Below are 18,753 nucleotides of genomic sequence, written 5' to 3'. Positions count from 1 at the left end.
AGGGCTGATACCGGCAAACGAGCGAATAACGCAAAAATACGACATCTCATCACACGGCTGGTAACCGCATGCGCGGTTGCTGTCGTCGGCCTTGAGGCCTCGGGTACTATGGCGTCCGCATCTGCATCGGACCAAGCAGCCGCAGGATCCGTGCAAACGAAGTCGCCCAAGGACGTTGTCGTTGTTCATAGACCGCTCGACCCGCCGCCCCCTGTCACTGCGACTCCTGCTGATCCTGCTGATCGGCGCGGGGTTGCTGCCCTTGGCGCTGCTCGGCATGTGGGGCATCAAGGCCGTCGTCGACCAGCACCATGAAGATCTGGAACGCGCGACGCTCGACATGTCGCGAGCGCTGGCCTCCGCCGTCGATGCCGAAATCGAAAGCACCGTAGCGGCGCTGGTCACCCTTTCCTACCATCCTGCGCTGGCCGCCGGCCGTTTGGAAGAGTTCTACCACGTGAGCCGGGATGCGGTCCGGGCCCGCCCGTACTGGCGGTCGGTCATCCTGACCGACGGGACAGGCGGCGTGATCTTCCGGTCCAGCATGCCTTTCGGCGCGAAGGGGGTGCGGCTGACCGACCCCGAAAGCCTTGGGCAGCTGCTCAAGGAAAAGCGCCCGTTGGTGGGACAGGTGCGCGAAGGCCAGCGGGGCGGTCTGGCCTTGCCGGTGCGTATCCCGGTCGTCACGGGCGGCAAGGTGCAGTACGTGGTGTCGGCAGCCTTGTTGCCCGACCGGATCCACGAAATCCTGGCGCGCCAGGACATTCCGCCAGGGTGGGTCATCACCGTTGCCGATCCCCGGAACCAGCGTCTGGCCCGCTCGCCCGAACACAGCGCCTTCGTGGGCAAGCCGGTCACGCGCTCCCTGGTCGAACTGATGGCCAGCGTCGATACCTCCGGCAACGGCACGGCATTGAACGGCGATGGAGTCGAGTCCGTCGCGGGCATCACCAAGCTGCCGCGCTGGGGCATTTCCGTCATCGTCGGCGCCCCGACCTCCTTGCTGGACCGGGCCTTGTGGACCGCGCTCGCCATGTACGCCGCGGCCTTGGCGCTGTCACTGGTCGCCTGCCTGGGAGCGGCCCGCGCCATCTCCCGGCGGATCATTGGCGGCATCAACCATCTGCAGCAACAGGCGAGCGACCTCGGACAAGGGCGGCCGGTCCAGTCGCACACGTGCGGCATCCAGGAAATCGATCACCTGGCCCAGTCCCTGCAAGCCGCCTCGGTGGACCGGCTCGCCGTCGAGCATCAGCGCGAGGTGCTGCTCGGCAACCTGAACCGCTCGCTCGGCTCCCTGCGCGTGGCGCTCGATCAGGCGCAGGAAGCCGCGCGCGCCAAGGACCACTTCCTGGCGGTGCTGGGGCATGAACTGCGCAACCCGCTGGCGCCGATCGTCTCGACGCTCGACCTGATGGACCTGCGCGGCGGCGACGTTTATCAACGCGAACGGCAGATCCTGCGCCGCCAGGCCACTCACCTGCACCGGCTGGTCGACGACCTGCTCGACGTATCCCGCATCGTGCAGGGCAAGCTCTCCTTGAACACGCAGCCGGTACTGCTCAACGCGCTGGTGGCCCGCGCCCACGAGTCCATCCTCGCCACCGTGCCAAAACGGTCCGCGCCACTGACGCTCGCGCTACCGCCGCATGATGTCTGGGTGCAAGGCGACGAGGCGCGCCTGCAGCAACTGGTGGTCAATCTTCTCGGCAACGCCGTGCGGCATTCGCCGGATGCGCCCGTGCGGGTGGCCGTATCTGGAAGCGGAACCACCGCGACCATCGTCGTGGCCGATGCCGGCACCGGCATGAGTCCCGACGTCCTTGAAAAGATCTTCACGCCGTTCTACCAGGCGCCCCAGTCGATCGCGCGGTCCACGGGTGGCCTCGGCCTGGGCCTGACCATCGCCCGCAGCATCGTCGACATGCACGGCGGCACCATCACCGCGCATAGTGCCGGGCTCGGCCGGGGCTGCGAGTTCCGCGTCGAACTGCCGCTCGGCCGCGAAGCCATCCCCGCCGCGCCCTCGGTGCCGTGGTCCGCCCCGCGCCAGGCCGCGCGCATCCTGGTCGTTGACGACAACATCGATGCCGCTGCCACCATCGCCGAAGCGCTCGCCGTATCCGGCCACGATGTACGCGTCGAGCATTCGGCCACGGCGGCGCTGTCCACGGCAGCGGACTTCACGCCTGCCATCGCCATCCTCGACATCGGCTTGCCCGACATGGACGGCTTTACCCTTGCGCGCCGCCTGCGCGCCAGCGGGCTGCCCAGCGAACTGCTGCTGATCGCGATTACGGGGTATGGCCAGTTGGAAGATCGCCAGCGCGCGATGCAGGCGGGGTTCGACCTGCACCTGACCAAGCCGGTGGCGCTGGGTGCGCTGCTGGACGGCATCGAGACCCTGCGCGCGGCACGGGCAAGCTGACCACTGCGTGGTCAGTCGCGAGCCGCCGGCGGTAATCCCGTCGCCACTACGCCCAGCGTGACAGCGGCTGCCTTGGCTGCGTAGCGTCCTACGCGGCCAAGGACGTGCCTGGTCCAATCCGACATCAGCTTCTTTGATGAATGCGTGGTGAGTGTCATGGCTTTCTCGGGAGACGACGGATGGACAAGCACTATTGGCTCGCGGCGATCGCAGCCACGACATCGACTTCAAACATCATTCCAGGCCTGGCAAGTTGGACGACGTTCAGGTTGCGCCATGTGCGCCCAATGCCGCTTTGACTTTCGACCAGGCGAATCTGCGCTGAAACAGTGCGCAAGGCGCCACCTCATCAACCCAATGCATATTCCATGCCGCCAGGCTATACGAACCCGTTCCCTGGCATGCAAACCCGAGCACGTTCAAGCTTGAGCGGTATCCACGTTCGGAATGCACCGTGTCGTGCGCTCCGCACCGACTTGCACCGCACCGTCCCGCACCGCACTGCCCGCCACCGCCACCATTGCCATACCGCCCAGAATCAGCACGATCCCTGCAAGCCGCACCCAGGTCACGGGGCGCACCGGCAGCCCCATCCATCCGTAGTGGTCGATCAGCATCGACACGATCACCTGCCCGGCGATCACGGCAGCGATGAAAGTGCCCGCCCCCAGGCGGGGCGTCAGCATCAACGCGGCGGTCACGTAGATCACGCCCGCGACGCCGCCGAGCCATCCCCACGCCGGCCCCTGCAGCGCCGCCCCCAGGTTGGGCGCCGGCACGCGCAGCGCGAGAAGTACCGGCAACACCATCAGCACACTGACCGTCAGCGACGCCACCGTGGCCCATAACGGATGGCCCAGCGCACGCCCGATCATGGCATTGGTAGCCGCCTGGAACGGAATGGCGGCGCCCGCGAGCACGGCAATGCCCAGGGATAACGCACTGATAAGGGAAAGACCGAACATGACTGCGACTCCTGCGTTTTGTCCCGTGGGGACCTCAGGGCGTAGCGTGCGTCATACGATTCTTTAATGGAAATTCGTAATTGAAGGCGGCATTATTCGTGGCATGGATGACCTACGCCGCATTGATTTGAATCTTCTGCTCGCGCTGCACGCGCTGCTGTCGGAAAAGCACGTAACCCGCGCCGCCCTGCGATTGCACCGCAGCCAACCTGCCGTCAGCCATGCACTGGCGCAACTTCGCATTATCTTTAACGATCCGTTGCTGCTGCGGCGCGGCACCCGCATGGCGCTCACGCCGCGCGCCCTGGAATTGGTGCGACCCCTGGAAGACGCCCTGCGCGGCTTGAGCATGCTGCTGCACGCTCGCAGCTTCGACCCTGCAAGCGCCACCCGCCGTTTCCGGCTTGCCGCGTCGGACTTCGGCGCGCATGTGATCCTGCCCAGGCTCATGCAGCGCCTGCGCGCGGAAGCCCCCGGCATCGACATCGCCATCACCCAGAGCAGCCGTGGTGCCATGGTGGCGCAACTGCTGGACGGCGAGATCGATCTGGCCGTGGGCGTGTTTCCGGATGTCCCGTCCGACATTGCGCTGCGCACGCTCTTCGACGAACGCTTCGTCAGCGTTGCCGACCGGACGACCTTGCCACCCGCGGGTGACCTGCCGCTGGACGCCTGGCTGGCACGGCCCCACGTCGTCGTATCGATGCGTCCGGATGCTGACAACGACGTCGAAGACGCCTTGACCGCGCAAGGCCTGCGGCGGCGGATCGCGCTTGTCCTGCCCCACTGGCGCGCGTCGACCGAGGTGCTGAGGGGTACCGATCTGATGCTGACGGTGGCCAGCCGAACGCTGGACCGGGTGCCCCGCAGCCGAGGCCTGAAGACCTTCGCACCGCCCTTGCCCCTTCCGGTATTCGCCTTCCAGCAAGCCTGGCACGCGCAGCGCAATGCCGAACCTGCTCAAGTGTGGCTGCGCGACCTGGTGTGGGAATGCGCGCAGCGCTGAGCCGTCTTTCATACACCCGGCAGACAGGCCGCTGGACTCGCTGCAGTACATTGGCGTCATACCAACCCCATGTCAGCATTTGGTGCACGAATGCATGCATCCAATCACAGACCCGTCTCATCAACGCGACATAACGCAACGGAGCATCCATGTTCTTTGATTCCTGGCAAGGATTGCTCAGGGTAGTCGTCGTCGGCACGCTGGCCTATGGCGCCGTGATCGCCATCCTGAGGATCAGCGGCAAGCGCACGCTGGCGAAGATGAATGCGTTCGACCTGGTGGTCACCGTTGCGCTGGGATCGACCCTGGCAACCATTGTTCTGTCCAAGGATGTCGCGCTGCTGGAAGGCGTTGTGGCGCTCGGCCTGCTTGCGCTCCTGCAGTGCCTGATCGCAGTGGCTTCCGTCAAATGGAAGTGGGCCGAGCGCGCTGCCAAATCCGATGCACGCACATTGGTGTCCGACGGTGTGATCGATTTGGCGGCTTTGCGTGCAGAACGCGTGACCCGCGAAGAAATTCTGGCTGCCGTGCGGAGTGCAGGCTTCGGAGACCTGGATGCGATCGCAGCGGTTGTGCTTGAAACAGATGGCAGCTTCAGCGTCATTTCGAAGCACCAGGCCGGATCAGGCTCCGCCCTGCCCTGACGGCGCAATCGCTCGCTTGACGACGCCACCGATCGTCAAGCCTTGCACCAGAATTGAGAAGACGACGACGCAATACGTCAACGCCAGCACGGTGTCGCGATGCTCGCCCATTGGCAGGGAGAGCGCCAGCGCCACCGAAATACCGCCCCGCAATCCGCCCCACGTCAGCACGACCGACGATCCCTGGGGAAGCCGCAAGCGCTGTCCCGCGAGCCACACCGGCAGGCCCACGGTAAGCCACCGCACGGTCAGGGTCATGCCGATGGCTACGGCGCTGCCTGTGATCAGCGGCGCCGAAAATGCAATCAGCATGAACTCCAGGCCGATAAGAACGAACAAAACGGCATTGAGGATTTCGTCGACCAGTTCCCAGAACACATCGACATACTGGCGCGTCTCGTTGGACATGGCGATTGCACGGCCACCGTTGCCAATGATCAGCCCGCACACCACCATGGCCAGCGGCCCGGAAACATGAAGATGGCTTGCCAGCGAGTATCCGCCCATGACCGTCGCCAGCGTCATCAGCACCTCGACCTGATAATGGTCGATGCTCTTGAGCAACTTGAAGCAGACATATCCAAGCGCAAGCCCCAGCGCAATGCCACCGACCGCCTCATGCAGCACCAACTCGCCGACATCCACGGCCGAGGGCACGGCGCCACTGGCCAGGACGCCCAGCAGCAGCGAGAACACCACCACACCGACGCCATCGTTGAACAGGGACTCGCCGGAGATCACCAATTCGAGCGACTTGGGTGCCCCGGCAGATTTCAGGATGCCCATGACGGCAATCGGGTCGGTGGGCGAGATCAAGGCGCCGAACAACAGGCAATAGATGAACGGAAGCTCGACGCCCACCAGCGGCAGGACCGCCCACATGCCGAGACCCACGATCGCGGTCGAAAGGAGCGTGCCGAAGAACGCTAGGCCTGTCACTTGCCATCTGTAGTGGCGCAGCGCCTTGAGGTCGACATGCAGCGCACCGGCAAACAGCAGGAAAGACAACATGCCCTGCATGAGGACGTCGGAAAAATCGATCGCACCAACGAACGACGCTTCATAGTCCCGCAAACCATGGTCGATGCCAACGGTGTCCAATCCGACAATCATCAACGACATTGCCAGCGCGATGACCATGACGCCTATCGTCGTGGGCAGGCCGATCAGGCGGTGGTTGATATACGCGAACAACGCAGCGACTACCAGGCAAATTGCGGCAATATCCAACAAGGTCTGTCCTTGGTCAGAAGCGATGACCCTGTCGTGCTGGCCAGGGCGTCAGGCAGGTGGTACAGGGGCAGCTGAATCAGGTCAGGGCGCAGCAGCATCGCCAACCGCCTGCGGGGACGAGTCCCCGGGCAGGTGTGAACGCGCTGCCGGGGGCACGGAGGCGACATGAATGGTTCGGGTCGGAAATGCGAACTCGACGTCGATCGAAGCAAGCTCTTCCATCAACCGCAGGTTGATCTCCTGCTGGATGTCCATGTACGTGTTGTAGCCTGGTTCAAGCACGATATAGACCGTCTCGAAATCAAGGGAGCTGTCGCCAAACCCCTTGAAGTGCGACCGGTCAAAACGTGTACGGTCGATCGATCGGATGATGCTTTCGACCAGCTGAGGAATCTGTTTGGCCTGCGACGCCGTGCAGTCATACGTCACGCCGAACTGAAACACGATGCGCCGCTCATTCAAACGCTTGTAGTTCTGAATGGTGCTGCTCAGCATTTCCGTGTTGGCCATCACGATCTGCTCGCCCCCCAAGCTGCGGATGCGCGTGGTCTTGAGGCCGACATGCTCTACCGTTCCTGCAAGCGACCCGATCACGATGAAGTCGCCGATTTCGAACGGTTTGTCGACTGCGATCGACAGTGAAGCGAACAGGTCTCCAAGAATATTCTGCACCGCCAGTGCAATTGCAATGCCGCCGACCCCCAGGCTGGCTACAAAGGCAGTGATATTCACCCCCAGGTTCGACAGCATGGCGAGGAGAACGACCGCCCACAAAAGCACCTTTGCGCCCCACATCATCAGCGAAGACAGGGCGCTGATTTGCGCTTGCTCACCAAGCTTCGCATGGACGTAATGAGTCATCGCCAGCGAAATCGACCGAGTGCCCCATAGCGCAACCTGCAGCACCACGACGACGAACCACAGGCTGCTGACTCGATCCATCCACCGTGGCGGCAAGTCCAGCAGACCAGCGCCGATCAGGATCGCAACCAGGCCGATCAATATGTTGCTCGTTCCGCCGATGACCACGGCGGCGAGTTCGCTGGCCAGCGAGTGCGAATGTGCGGCCGATGCGGTCAGCCGCCGACGCAGAAAGCTGACTGCAGTGCGGAGCACGACGAAGCTGACCACCATCGCGGCAATGGCGATCAGCCAGCTGATCGTTGGAATACCAAGGAATGTGACGTCGTTTAGAAACCGCGAGAAAAGCTCACTATTCATCCAGTAATACCTTTGTGGAATTCGCCTGGCGAGTGCAAGCGTCGTTGGGGATCCGGAAACGGACTGGCTGCAGGTGTGGCAGAGGGACAGGACTCAGGCCGATGCATTGTCCGGAAAGACGCACGACCATGCCATTTCAAGCTGTGCTGGATGTGTAACAGCGTGCAGAGCCATGCAACGGGCAACAAAAAACCCGCATGGCACAGGCCGATGCGGGTTTCTCGCCGACGTTCGAGACGTCGAAATAGTGGCGGACAGGGTGGGATTCGAACCCACGATACGTTTTCACATATACACGCGTTCCAGGCGTGCGCCTTCAACCGCTCGGCCACCTGTCCATGCTGGCGGTCGGGACGTATCCCAGCCGCTAACAGCCGCGCAGTATATCAGATCCGAAAGCGACGTTCACGCGTGAGTTTTTTCGACGCACGGGCGGTCTGCAGGACTACACCCGCGGATAGGTGGGCACCATCGCTGCGCATGAGCTCACGAGGCGAACGCACGAAACGATGCAGCCCTGAGAGGCGCGATAACAAGAACTTGGGAAAGGTGCCTGAACCGGCGGGAACTACAAAAAACGACAACTAAGAAATCGGGGAGGAGCGGGGAAAAAGCGGGGGAATAGCGCGGTAACTACAGCAGAGGAGATCAAACAACAGCAGGAAAATTATTGCACCGGCGGCCGATCTACTTATGGATCGGCCGCTCGGGCGTTTTGCTCTTCTAGTGACTGCAGGGGTTTGTCTCCTCCACTGCATAACGATATTCTGCGCCTGGATTGTGCGACTTACACTAGGTGTTGACCCCTATGTTGGTGCGAAATGCACCATCCTTTTGGCCGAAATCGCACCAGAGCTGTGCGCAGTATCGCAAAAATCAGAGCGCTTTGCCAAGCTGGTCCAAAATGGCGGGATTTTCGAGGGTGGACACATCTTGTGTGACCTCCTCCCCCTTTGCCACTACGCGGAGCAGTCGGCGCATGATCTTGCCAGACCGCGTCTTGGGCAAGTTGTCCCCAAAACGGATGTCCTTGGGCTTGGCGATCGGACCGATTTCGCGGGCGACCCAGGCGCGCAGGTCCTTGGCGATCTCGGCGGCTTCGGCGTCGTCGGGACGGGACTTCTTCAGCACCACGAAGGCCACGATGGCTTCGCCGGTCAGGTCGTCCGGACGTCCCACCACGGCGGCTTCGGCCACCAGGGGGTGCGATACCAGGGCAGATTCGACCTCCATGGTGCCCAGGCGGTGGCCCGACACGTTCAGCACGTCGTCCACGCGACCCATGATCCAGAAGTAGCCGTCGGTATCCCGGTTGGCGCTGTCGCCGGCCAGGTAGTAGGTGCCGCCCAGCTCTTCGGGGTAATAGCTTTTCTTGAAACGTTCCGGGTCGCCCCAGATGTTGCGGATCATGGCGGGCCACGGGCGCTTGATGACCAGGAAGCCACCCTTGCCCAGTTCGACGTCACCGCCCGTCTCGTCAACGATGGCGGCCATGATGCCAGGCAGCGGCGTGGTGCACGATCCGGGCTTGAGCGGCGTGACGCCAGGCAGCGGCGTGATCATGTGGCCGCCGGTTTCGGTCTGCCACCAGGTGTCCACGATCGGGCAGCGTTCGCCGCCCACATTGGTGTAGTACCACATCCATGCTTCGGGGTTGATCGGCTCACCCACCGATCCGATCACGCGCAGGCTGGACAGGTCGTACTTCTTGGGATGGTGTTCGGGGCTGCCCTCGGCGGCCTTGACCAGCGAGCGGATGGCGGTCGGCGCCGTATAGAAGATGCTGACCTTGTGCTTCTGGATCATGTCCCAGAAACGGCCGGGGTTCGGGAAGGTCGGGACGCCCTCGAACACGACTTGCGTGGCGCCGGCCGCCAGCGGGCCGTAGGCAATGTAGGAATGCCCCGTGATCCAGCCGACATCGGCCGTGCACCAGTACACGTCGTCAGGCTTCAGGTCAAAGGTCCATTTGACGGTCAGGTGGGCCCACAGCAGGAAGCCGGCGGACGAATGCTGCACGCCCTTGGGCTTGCCGGTGGAACCCGACGTATACAGAATGAACAAGGGATGTTCGGCGTTGACGATGACAGGCTCGCAGGTATCGGGCTGCCCGGCTTCGACGTCATGCATCCACACGTCGCGGCCCTCTTCCCAATTGCCTGCCACGTCGGCGCGTTGGTAGACCACGACGTTGCGGATGGCGTCGCAGCCGCCCAGCGCAAAGGCTTCTTCGACCGCGGGCTTGAGCGGAATCGTCTTGCCGCCGCGCTGCTGGGCGTCGGCCGTGATCACCAGGGTGGCGCCCACGTCAACGATGCGTTCCTGCAGGCTCTTGGCCGAAAAACCGCCAAATACGACCGAGTGCGTGATGCCCAGGCGGGCGCACGCCTGCATGGCCACCACGGCTTCGACCGACATGGGCATGTAGATGATGGACCGGTCGCCGGTCTGGTAGCCCAGCGCTTTCAAGCCATTGGCGAAGCGGCACACACGGGCCAGCAGGTCGCGGTAGGTGACCTGGGTGGTCTTGCCATCGTCGCTTTCGAAGATGATGGCGACCTTGTCGCCCAGGCCGTTCTCGACGTGCACGTCAAGGCAGTTGGCCGACACATTCAGTTCGCCGTCGTCGAACCACTTATAGAAAGGGGCGTTGCTTTCGTCCAGGGTGCGCGTGAACGGCTTGGCCCACCGTATGTGCTCACGCGCCAGCCGTGCCCAGAAGCCTTCGAAGTCGCGCTCGGCCTCGTCGCACAGGGCCTGGTAGCCTTCCGGCCCGGAAACGTTCGCCTGGGCGACGAAGTGCTTGCTGGGCGGGAACACCCGCGTTTCTGTCAGAACTGAATCGAGGTTGGCCATCGCCGCGTGTCCTTGTAGTCGTTGTTGGAAGTGCGCCATGCGCCGCGCGCCCGGCATGTGGATGCGGGGCGGGTCTCGGCGTGCAGGGCTCCGGTCGCTATTTTGCGACGCGACACCGTCCTGTCGAAACGGTGTTAGCCATAGGTTACAGAAACCCGGTGTGGTCCGTACGCTGCGGCGCGCCCTGCTCAAGCACCGTACAATCCCGCGCGGTAACCCCAATTTCCTCAACAGGCAGCATATGTCAGACCCCAGCAAGCCCCGCTCCGAGTTCAGCCCGCCCCGCGCGCTGCGCCCCTTGCCCAACCTGATCTTCATGAGCCGGTGGCTGCAGCTGCCGCTGTACCTCGGTTTGATCGTCGCCCAGGGGGTCTATGTCTTCCATTTCTGGGTCGAACTGGTCCATCTGATCGAGGCCGCATTCGGCAATCAGCACGCCATCGAACTGCTGGCCCAGGCCGTCATGCCCGTCGTGCCGGGTCAGACCCCGATGGCGGCGCCCACGGTGCTGAACGAAACGACCATCATGCTGGTCGTGCTGGGCCTGATCGACGTGGTGATGATTTCCAACCTGCTGATCATGGTGATCGTGGGCGGTTACGAGACCTTCGTGTCCCGTCTGCACCTGGAAAACCACCCGGACCAGCCGGAATGGCTGTCGCACGTCAATGCGTCGGTGCTGAAGGTCAAGCTGGGCACGGCGATCATCGGCATTTCGTCGATCCACCTGCTCAAGACCTTCATCAACGCCGCCCACTACGACAGCAAGACGCTGATCGCCCAGACCAGCATCCACGTCGCGTTCCTGCTGTCGGCGCTGGCCATCGCTTACACCGACCGCCTGATGGCGCCCACCCACGAACGTATCCAGAATGGCGGCCACTGACGCTTCGCGTTCGCCCCTCCTCTTTTTGTATCGACCCGGAGAGTTGCATGACTACCGTCATCAAGGAAGAAGACCTGATTCAATCGATCGCCGACGCTGTGCAGTTCATCAGCTACTACCACCCGGTCGATTACATCCGCCACCTGGCGCGCGCCTACGAGCGCGAGGAAAGCCCCGCCGCCAAGGACGCGATCGCCCAGATCCTGACCAATTCGCGCATGTGCGCCGAGGGCAAGCGCCCGATCTGCCAGGACACCGGCATCGTCAACGTGTTCCTGAAAGTGGGCATGGACGTGCGCTTCGACAGCAAGTTCTCGCTGCAGGAGCTCTGTGATCAGGGGGTGCGCCGCGGCTATCTGAATCCGGATAACCTGCTGCGCGCCTCCGTGCTCGCCGATCCGCAGTTTGCCCGCAAGAACACCGGCGACAACACGCCCTGTGTGGTCAACGTCGAACTGGTGCCCGGCAACGTCGTCGACGTGCAGGTGGCGGCCAAGGGCGGCGGTTCCGAAAACAAGTCCAAGTTTGCGATGCTGAACCCGAGCGACTCCGTGGTCGACTGGGTGCTCAAGACCGTCCCGCTGATGGGCGCGGGCTGGTGCCCGCCCGGCATGCTGGGCATCGGTATCGGCGGCACCGCCGAAAAGGCGATGCTGATGGCCAAGCAGTCGTTGATGGAAGACATCGACATGTACGAGCTGCTGCAACGCGGCCCGAACAGCAAGCTGGAAGAAATGCGGATCGAGCTGTACACCAAGGTCAACGCCCTGGGCATCGGCGCGCAGGGCCTGGGCGGCCTGACGACCGTGCTGGACGTCAAGATCAGCATGTTCCCGACGCACGCTGCATCCAAGCCGATTGCGATGATCCCGAACTGTGCGGCCACGCGCCACGCGCACTTCACGCTGGATGGCTCGGGCGTCGCCCGCCTGGATCCGCCGTCGCTGGAAGAATGGCCCGACGTGAACTGGGCGCCCGACTACAACAAGTCGGCCCGTGTCGACCTGGACACGCTGACCAAGGAAGAAGTGGCGTCGTGGAAGCCGGGCCAGACCCTGCTGCTTTCGGGCAAGATGCTGACCGGCCGCGATGCGGCGCACAAGCGCATCCAGGAAATGCTGGCCAAGGGCGAATCGCTGCCTGTGGACTTCACCAACCGCGTAATCTATTACGTGGGCCCGGTGGATCCCGTGCGTGACGAGGTCGTCGGACCTGCCGGCCCGACCACTGCCACCCGTATGGACAAGTTCACCGACATGATGCTCGAGCAGACAGGCTTGATCTCGATGATCGGCAAGGCCGAACGCGGCCCGGTCGCCATCGAATCGATCCGCAAGCACAAGTCGGCCTACCTGATGGCCGTGGGCGGTTCGGCCTACCTGGTGTCCAAGGCGATCCGCAGTGCCAAGGTCGTCGGCTTTGCCGACCTGGGCATGGAAGCCATCTACGAATTCGACGTGAAGGACATGCCGGTGACGGTGGCGGTGGATTCGACGGGCACGTCGGTGCACGAGACCGGCCCGAAGACCTGGTCGGCCAAGATCGCCGGCATTCCGGTCGAAATCGCCTAACACGAGGTCGAACACGGCGAAGGGCGGCGCGAAGCGTGCGTGGCTTTACCTGTTATGAAAACGGACAGCCGAGGCTGTCCGTTTTTTTTGGCTGGCCGCCGCGTCGTCCTTACGCCGCCTGCGACGCCCGCAAGGCTTCACCGCGCCGCATGTCGATGCGTGTGAGCACCAGCAAACCGATCACGAAGAACACCCCGGTGATCAGGATGCCCAGGCGATGGTTGCCGTCGGTGACCCAGGTGACCATGCCGTAGGTCAGCGGCCCGATGATTGCGGCCAGCCGCGTAGCGAAGGTCCACAGCGCAAAGAATTCACCCAGGCGCGTCGCTGGCGCCAGGGCGCCTGTCATCGCGCGCCCGGCGCTCTGGCTCGACCCCATGCACAGGCCGGCCAGCGCGGCCGCGGCCCAGAAGCCGCCGTCGGTCTGCGCGAAATACGCGGTCAACACCATGGCGATCCAGCCGAACAGCGTCGCGCCCAAGGCCGCCCGGTGGCCGATCCTGTCCTGCACGAAGCCGAAACTGAAGGCGCCCGCGGCGGCCGTGATATTCACCAGGAAGACCAGCATCATGATCTGCGCCTGCTGAAACTTCATGACCTGCTCGGCATAGACCGCGGCCAGGGTGATCACGACCGCGATCCCGGCCTGATAGAAGACGCCGCAGATCAGCAGGTTGCGGAAATCGGGAAAAGCCTTGGTGGCGCGCCAGGACGCGCCCAGCTGCCGCATCACCCCCATGAAGCCCAGGGATTTGCCTGCGGCGGACGGCGGCACGCCCAGCGCGCCGGCCGTGGCTGCAGCAGATGTCGCCACGCCCTGCTGTGGCGCGGACCGCTCTTTCAGAAAAACGAACACCGGCACCGCCGCGAGCGCAAAGACCCCAGCCGTCAGCAGCATCGTCATCGGCACGAAATGGGTGGCCGTCTCGCCTGCCGCCTGGGAGCGCGTAACCACCAGCAGCGACAGCCCCAGCGTCAGCATCCCGCCAAAATACCCGAAGCTCCAGCCCCAGCCCGACACGCGCCCGAGCGCCTCGGGCCTGGCCAATTCAGGCAGAAACGCCGCAATGATCGATTCCCCAATACTGAAACACACGTTCGAGACGATGACGGCCACTACGGCCAGCCACAGCCCGCCGGGTCCCACCAGCGCCAGGGACGCGGTCGCGGCGATGCAGCCGATGCTGCTGACGGCCAGCAGCCGCTTCTTGGCGCCCCGCGCATCCGCCCAGGCGCCCAGGCCCGGCATGGCGAGCATGACGATCAGGTAAGACACCGACAGCGTGCCCGTCCACGCCAAGGTCGCCCACGACGCATTGCCGGCGACGACGCCCACGAAGTAGGCATTGAAGACGGCCGTGAGCACCACCGTGGTGTAGCCGGAGTTCGCAAAGTCGTACAGCGACCAGGCAAGGACCTCGCGGGGACGCACGCCAGGATTGAGCGCGCCGCGCAGGCGCGAGGAGGTCGGGGTCGAGTTCATGGGGACGGCCCCGGTAAGAGTCAGAAGGTAAACGGACAGACCTGGCGGTGGCGCAGGACGTGGCGCCATGCACACGCAGCCAAGACGATACCGCAGCGCCGTTGGCGCCGTCATGAAAGCAACGAACCCCGGAACCCTGCATGACAGGGGTTTCCGGGGTTCGTTGTCGCTGGGCGCACTCGGTCAAATGCAGCAGCTGTTGCCGGGAAATGACAGCCGGCAAGGCTGCCAATTGCCTGACGTTGCGGTATTACACGCCGAGCGCGGCGATGCCAGCCTTGGCGATCTGGGCATCTTCGGTGGACTTGACGCCCGACACGCCGACGGCGCCGATGGTCTGGCCTTCAACGATGATCGGCACGCCGCCTTCGAGCAGGCCGTCCAGCGGCGCCGACAGGAAGGCAGTGCGGCCGTTGTTGACGATGTCTTCGTAGATCTTGGTTTCGCGCTGGCCGAGCGCCGCGGTGCGGGCCTTGGCCGGTCCGATCAGCGACGAGATGGGCGCCGCGCCGTCCAGGCGTTGCAGATTCAGCAGGTGGCCACCGTCGTCGACGATGGCGATGGTGACGGCCCACTTGTTCGCCAGCGCTTCGGCTTCGGCAGCAGCGGCGATCTTCTTCACATCATCGGAGGTCAGGACGTGCTTGGTCTTCATAGGAATCCTTGTTGGGTAGGCTCGGTCACCGCAGGGCAGCCACGGCGCGGGAAAGCGCAAATTGTAGGCCCTGTGCACACAACTCTTTTGATCCTTCAACGCATAAGTGCATTGACCTACTCGACAGCTGCCGGTATCTTAGCCACTCTTTTGGACGATTGACTTACTTTTGGTCACCCCCTGACACGGCATGACACATTCCTTCTTCGTCCTGGCACGCTGCCGCAAGCCCCTGATGATCGTCGCGCTTGCCATCGCCTCGGGAATGACGGGTTGCGCAACCGTCGCCCCCCAAGCCCTCAGTGCCAGCGATGACGGCATCGTGACCACCGCCGCGCTTCGCGCCCGCCTGCAGACACCGCAGGCCGCCCGCGCAAACATCAACAAGCCGCTACCCCGTTACCCGAACACCACCTGGCAGGATCCCTTTGCTGCGGCGGCTGAAGGCATGCTGGACCTGCCGGACACCGATTTCGATCCCCGCACCGGCGCACGTGATCCCGCCATGATCCTGTCCGGACAGTGGCACGCCCCCGACAGCCTGCTGGCGCCGACATCGGAACTGGCGTCACAGGCCCTGGGGTATCTGGGGATTCGTTACCGGATGGGCGGATCGTCGCCCGATACGGGCTTCGATTGCAGCGGCCTGGTCTCGTACGTGGCTCGCCAGGTGCTGGGCTTCAACCTGCCCCGCCGGTCCGAAGAAATCAGCCGCATGGGCCAGAACATCGAGCCGTCCGACCTGCAACCCGGCGACCTCGTGTTCTACAACACCCTGCGCCGCCAGTATTCGCATGTCGGCATCTATCTGGGTGAAGGACGGTTCGTTCACTCCCCGTCCGCCGGTGGCGTCGTCCGTGTCGACCGGATGGACATGGCCTACTGGAAAGCGCGCTTCAATGGCGCGCGCCGGATCGCCGCGACCGTGGCATCTGCACCCTGACCTCGGCCGGGGCGGCGTCGGCACGGGCACACGGCTCGTTGCCCGCCGCGCCACACAACCCGCAGGTTTCCAGCGCCTGCTGCATCGCACACACCGAACGCCGGCACGCCACGACGCGAATGCCTGAGCGTTGTGCCGCCTGCCGGAAGGCCTTCATGACGTTGTGACCGAGGAAGTCGGTCAACAGGATCAGGACCTCGGTGCCCGACGGCAACTGCAACGTCTTTTTCTGATGGGACGGGTCGCGGCCACTGATGTGGTGCGTGATCGCGATGTTGTGTCCTTTGAGCAGGTCAGGAATGTTCCCGAGCCGGTCTGCCCCGACGATGACAGCGCTGAGCGTCATGATGCCTCCGATGATTGATACGAGCCAGAACAGATGATAATGATTCTCGTTATAGAGTCAACATGAATGAGACGAGTTCTCATTTGATTATCAAATCGACTTCGTACAAGGGATAGGAGAATCAGAATTCTGGCTGGCTTGCCCAGGCAGAAGCATCGCCCGGCGAGGAGCCGGGCGGCCGCGCCGGGAGCGCAAACGTCAGAGCGGGGAACGCCGGACGGACGAAAAAGACCGTCGCAGACACAGAGCGTGGGCGGGCGAGATCAGCCCGGTGCAGGCCGCAGCGCTTCCTGCACCACTTCGCGCGTCAACGCCGGGGCCAGCAGCTCGACGAAGGTGTAGACGTAATCGCGCAGGAAGATGCCCGATTTCATGCCGATGCGGCTGGTATGGACGCCGAACAGGCGTCCGACCGGGATGCCGACGAGGTTGGTGTCGCGCTTGGCGTCGTAGGCCACGCCGGCGATGATCCCGATCCCCATATTCAATTCCACGTAAGTCTTGATGACGTCGGCGTCGATGGCTTCGAGCACGAAGTCGGGGTGCACGTCCTGCGAACTGAAGGCCTGGTCGATGGCCACCCGTCCGGCAAAGGCGCGGTCGTAGGTGATGACCGGATATTGGGCCAGCTGTTCCAGCGTCAGCTTCTTGGCCTGAGCCGGTGTCAGTTGCGCCAGGGGATGGTCCTTGGGCACGACGACGACGTGTTCCCACGTGTAGCAGGGCAAGGTCACCATGCCGGGGGTCAGCGCCAGCGCTTCGGTGGCGACCGCCAGATCCGCCTGTTCGTTCAGAACCATTTCGGCAAGCTGGCCGGGACTGCCCTGGATCAAGGACAGATGGACCTTGGGAAACAGCTGGCGAAACGCCGGAATGACGATGGGCAGGGCGTAGCGCGCCTGGGTGTGGGTGCAGGCGATGGTCAGACCGCCTTCGTCGCGGCGGGCGAACTCATCGCTGACTTTCTTGAGGTTGTCGACTTCGCGCATGATGCGGTCGACGATCTGCGACACGGCCTGGCCCGGCTTGGTGAGGCCCTTGATGCGCTTGCCATGGCGCTCGAAGATCTTGACCCCCAATTCGTCTTCCAGCTCGATGATGGCCTTGGAAACACCCGGCTGCGAGGTGTAGAGCATGCGCGCCGCTTCGGTCAGGTTGAAGTCGCGGCGGACCGTTTCTCGGACGAATTTGAATTGCTGGAGGTTCATGGGTGGTGTGTTCTTATGAAGATCAGCGGGCTATGCCCAGTTGACTAAGATCATAAGGTAATAAGCACCAGCCGCTTAATTCTATTTGGCTATATGCAAAGTCCGGCTGCGCAGAAGGCAGCGGGGGCAGGCGCCCCCCGGCCGGGTCAGGCGGCGGCCGCCTTGGGTGCCCGCAGACGCATGCGGAAAAACATCAGGATCGCCGTCAGCACCGCGACCGTCCCGTGCAAGGCGATCAGCGCCACGAACACGTCCACCCGCCCGTTGTTCACCCAGGCCTTCGCCAGATTCACCATGTTCAGGTAGAACAGGGCCACCAGCAGCGCGATCACCACGTCGCCGGACCGGCCCAGGCGCGGATTGACCGCGCCCAGCGGGATGGCCAGCAAGGCCAGGTTGATGGCGAGCAGCGGCAGGCTGATCCGCCACAACAGTTCACCGCGCGCTTTCAGGTCGGGATCCTGCAGCAGGTCCATGGTGGGGCGCGACTTGGTGGACGGGTCGTCGGACGACGACTCGGTCTTGCGTTCCATGCGCACGCCGTACTTCTCGAAGCTCATGAGCCGGAATTCAGGCGACCCGGGCATGAGTTCGTACCGGTGGCCCGACGACAGCACCATGAAGCGGTCGCCATTGGCTTCCTCTTCGATCGTGCCGGTGCCCGACGTGAGCACATTCAGGCGGCCGTTTTCGATCCAGCGCACGAACACGTTGCCGACCTTGTCGGCCAGGTCGGTGGCCGACTCGACAAAGAACACCCGGTCGACCCCATTGGATTCAAGGAACTGGCCGGGGGTGATCTTGGCGACGTCCGACCGCGCCTCATACCGGTCGCGATAGTCGTTGATCTGGCGGTAGGCCCAGGGCGACGCGAACATGGTGAAGGCGGCCACCACCAGCGCGGTCGGGATGGCAAAGCGCAGGATAGGCTTGAACCAGTCGAGCAGGCTCAGGCCGCTGGCGAACCAGACCACCATTTCGGACTCGCGGTAGTTGCGCGTCACGGTGGTCAGGACGGCAATGAAAGCCGATACCGCAATGATGGTCGGCATCGAATTGATCGACGAGAACGCCGCGATACCCATCACCACGTCCGCACCGATGCGGCCGGCCGCGGCTTCGCCGAGCAGGCGCACCATGAGCACACTGATCCACACTACGACGAGCGTCGAGAACACGACGCTGCCATGGCTGGTAAGTTCGTCTTTGACGGAGCGCTGGAAAAGGGACAATGGAATGCTTTGTGCGACGGATCCGCATCAGCGGGATAATTGGGAATCTCGCGACTACATATAGGAAGAATCGCGC

The 18,753-nt window shown here is 63.4% G+C and carries 15 protein-coding genes and 1 tRNA gene; 6 read left to right on the top strand and 10 right to left on the bottom strand.

Annotated elements, in window-relative coordinates:
• Positions 1-181 precede the first annotated feature (181 nt).
• On the top strand, positions 182-2,428 hold the full coding sequence (locus IE116_RS21835) for an ATP-binding protein (RefSeq protein WP_189615351.1): 2,247 nt from the start codon (positions 182-184) through the stop codon (positions 2,426-2,428).
• A gap of 419 nt (positions 2,429-2,847) precedes the next feature.
• Here the strand turns inward: IE116_RS21835 and IE116_RS21830 are convergent, their stop codons facing one another.
• Positions 2,848-3,393, bottom strand: coding sequence for a DMT family transporter (locus IE116_RS21830; RefSeq protein WP_189615349.1), 546 nt, complete (start codon positions 3,391-3,393; stop codon positions 2,848-2,850).
• A 103-nt stretch (positions 3,394-3,496) separates the two neighbouring features.
• On the opposite strand from IE116_RS21830, the gene IE116_RS21825 reads away from it, so the two are divergent.
• Entirely contained in the window at positions 3,497-4,399 is a 903-nt protein-coding gene (locus tag IE116_RS21825) for a LysR family transcriptional regulator (RefSeq protein WP_189615347.1), read from the top strand.
• Between the two features lie 215 nt (positions 4,400-4,614).
• The gene (locus IE116_RS21820; RefSeq protein ID WP_229828691.1) at positions 4,615-5,043 is read left to right on the top strand and encodes a DUF421 domain-containing protein; all 429 of its coding nucleotides are present in this window, start codon (positions 4,615-4,617) and stop codon (positions 5,041-5,043) included.
• On the opposite strand, the gene IE116_RS21815 is transcribed toward IE116_RS21820, so the two are convergent.
• The 4 genes from IE116_RS21815 to acs all read right to left on the bottom strand — a co-directional run bounded on the left by IE116_RS21815 (position 5,023) and on the right by acs (position 10,353).
• Positions 5,023-6,276 carry a cation:proton antiporter gene (locus IE116_RS21815; RefSeq protein ID WP_189615343.1) on the bottom strand — a complete coding sequence of 418 codons (1,254 nt, stop codon included), beginning with the start codon at positions 6,274-6,276 and terminating at the stop codon, positions 5,023-5,025. The genes IE116_RS21820 and IE116_RS21815 overlap by 21 nt on opposite strands.
• 81 nt (positions 6,277-6,357) lie before the next feature.
• Positions 6,358-7,497: a mechanosensitive ion channel family protein gene (locus IE116_RS21810; protein ID WP_189615341.1), complete on the bottom strand. Its 1,140-nt coding sequence runs from the start codon at positions 7,495-7,497 to the stop codon at positions 6,358-6,360.
• 248 nt (positions 7,498-7,745) lie between these two features.
• Positions 7,746-7,835: transfer RNA gene (locus IE116_RS21805), tRNA-Ser, on the bottom strand.
• A gap of 538 nt (positions 7,836-8,373) precedes the next feature.
• Complete coding sequence (gene acs, locus IE116_RS21800; protein WP_189615339.1) at positions 8,374-10,353, bottom strand: acetate--CoA ligase; 1,980 nt, start codon at positions 10,351-10,353, stop codon at positions 8,374-8,376.
• 241 nt (positions 10,354-10,594) lie between these two features.
• Here acs and IE116_RS21795 point away from each other — a divergent pair, with 241 nt between their 5' ends.
• Together IE116_RS21795 and IE116_RS21790 are read left to right on the top strand one after the other, a co-directional pair.
• The gene (locus IE116_RS21795) at positions 10,595-11,239 is read left to right on the top strand and encodes a YqhA family protein (protein ID WP_189615338.1); all 645 of its coding nucleotides are present in this window, start codon (positions 10,595-10,597) and stop codon (positions 11,237-11,239) included.
• A gap of 47 nt (positions 11,240-11,286) precedes the next feature.
• Positions 11,287-12,810: a fumarate hydratase gene (locus tag IE116_RS21790; RefSeq protein WP_189615336.1), complete on the top strand. Its 1,524-nt coding sequence runs from the start codon at positions 11,287-11,289 to the stop codon at positions 12,808-12,810.
• 109 nt (positions 12,811-12,919) lie between these two features.
• Here the strand turns inward: IE116_RS21790 and IE116_RS21785 are convergent, their stop codons facing one another.
• Together IE116_RS21785 and IE116_RS21780 are read right to left on the bottom strand one after the other, a co-directional pair.
• The gene (locus tag IE116_RS21785; RefSeq protein ID WP_189615334.1) at positions 12,920-14,293 is read right to left on the bottom strand and encodes an MFS transporter; all 1,374 of its coding nucleotides are present in this window, start codon (positions 14,291-14,293) and stop codon (positions 12,920-12,922) included.
• 250 nt (positions 14,294-14,543) lie between these two features.
• Positions 14,544-14,948, bottom strand: a complete 405-nt coding sequence (locus IE116_RS21780; protein WP_189615333.1) for a heme-binding protein — start codon at positions 14,946-14,948, stop codon at positions 14,544-14,546.
• A 505-nt stretch (positions 14,949-15,453) separates the two neighbouring features.
• Between IE116_RS21780 and IE116_RS26200 the strand changes: the two genes are divergently transcribed.
• On the top strand, positions 15,454-15,891 hold the full coding sequence (locus IE116_RS26200) for a C40 family peptidase (RefSeq protein WP_373303091.1): 438 nt from the start codon (positions 15,454-15,456) through the stop codon (positions 15,889-15,891).
• Here IE116_RS26200 and IE116_RS21770 read toward each other — a convergent pair.
• The 3 genes from IE116_RS21770 to lptF form a co-directional block, all read right to left on the bottom strand.
• Positions 15,845-16,237, bottom strand: coding sequence for a DUF2325 domain-containing protein (locus IE116_RS21770; protein ID WP_179589391.1), 393 nt, complete (start codon positions 16,235-16,237; stop codon positions 15,845-15,847). The genes IE116_RS26200 and IE116_RS21770 overlap by 47 nt on opposite strands.
• Before the next feature lie 263 nt (positions 16,238-16,500).
• Positions 16,501-17,445 (bottom strand): CysB family HTH-type transcriptional regulator, encoded by a 945-nt coding sequence (locus tag IE116_RS21765; protein ID WP_189615331.1) that lies wholly within the window; start codon positions 17,443-17,445, stop codon positions 16,501-16,503.
• Positions 17,446-17,591: 146 nt separating this feature from the next.
• Entirely contained in the window at positions 17,592-18,677 is a 1,086-nt protein-coding gene (gene lptF / locus IE116_RS21760; protein WP_189615329.1) for an LPS export ABC transporter permease LptF, read from the bottom strand.
• Positions 18,678-18,753: the final 76 nt, after the last annotated feature.

Origin of the sequence: Pigmentiphaga litoralis (assembly GCF_014651835.1) — a bacterium.
Classification (GTDB): Bacteria; Pseudomonadota; Gammaproteobacteria; order Burkholderiales; family Burkholderiaceae_B; genus Pigmentiphaga; species Pigmentiphaga litoralis.
The sequence above is the reverse complement of the archived record's forward strand: the minus strand, read 5'-3'. Positions and strand labels throughout refer to the sequence as shown.

What these genes read in the sequence shown, in the direction of transcription:
- IE116_RS21785 (WP_189615334.1), bottom strand. Translation starts at nt 14,293, where the DNA reads ATGAACTCGACCCCGACCTCCTCGCGCCTGCGCGGCGCGCTCAATCCT.
- acs (WP_189615339.1), bottom strand. Translation starts at nt 10,353, where the DNA reads ATGGCCAACCTCGATTCAGTTCTGACAGAAACGCGGGTGTTCCCGCCC.
- IE116_RS26200 (WP_373303091.1), top strand. Translation starts at nt 15,454, where the DNA reads ATGATCCTGTCCGGACAGTGGCACGCCCCCGACAGCCTGCTGGCGCCG.
- IE116_RS21770 (WP_179589391.1), bottom strand. Translation starts at nt 16,237, where the DNA reads ATGACGCTCAGCGCTGTCATCGTCGGGGCAGACCGGCTCGGGAACATT.
- IE116_RS21810 (WP_189615341.1), bottom strand. Translation starts at nt 7,497, where the DNA reads ATGAATAGTGAGCTTTTCTCGCGGTTTCTAAACGACGTCACATTCCTT.
- IE116_RS21780 (WP_189615333.1), bottom strand. Translation starts at nt 14,948, where the DNA reads ATGAAGACCAAGCACGTCCTGACCTCCGATGATGTGAAGAAGATCGCC.
- IE116_RS21795 (WP_189615338.1), top strand. Translation starts at nt 10,595, where the DNA reads ATGTCAGACCCCAGCAAGCCCCGCTCCGAGTTCAGCCCGCCCCGCGCG.
- IE116_RS21765 (WP_189615331.1), bottom strand. Translation starts at nt 17,445, where the DNA reads ATGAACCTCCAGCAATTCAAATTCGTCCGAGAAACGGTCCGCCGCGAC.
- IE116_RS21830 (WP_189615349.1), bottom strand. Translation starts at nt 3,393, where the DNA reads ATGTTCGGTCTTTCCCTTATCAGTGCGTTATCCCTGGGCATTGCCGTG.
- IE116_RS21790 (WP_189615336.1), top strand. Translation starts at nt 11,287, where the DNA reads ATGACTACCGTCATCAAGGAAGAAGACCTGATTCAATCGATCGCCGAC.
- IE116_RS21825 (WP_189615347.1), top strand. Translation starts at nt 3,497, where the DNA reads ATGGATGACCTACGCCGCATTGATTTGAATCTTCTGCTCGCGCTGCAC.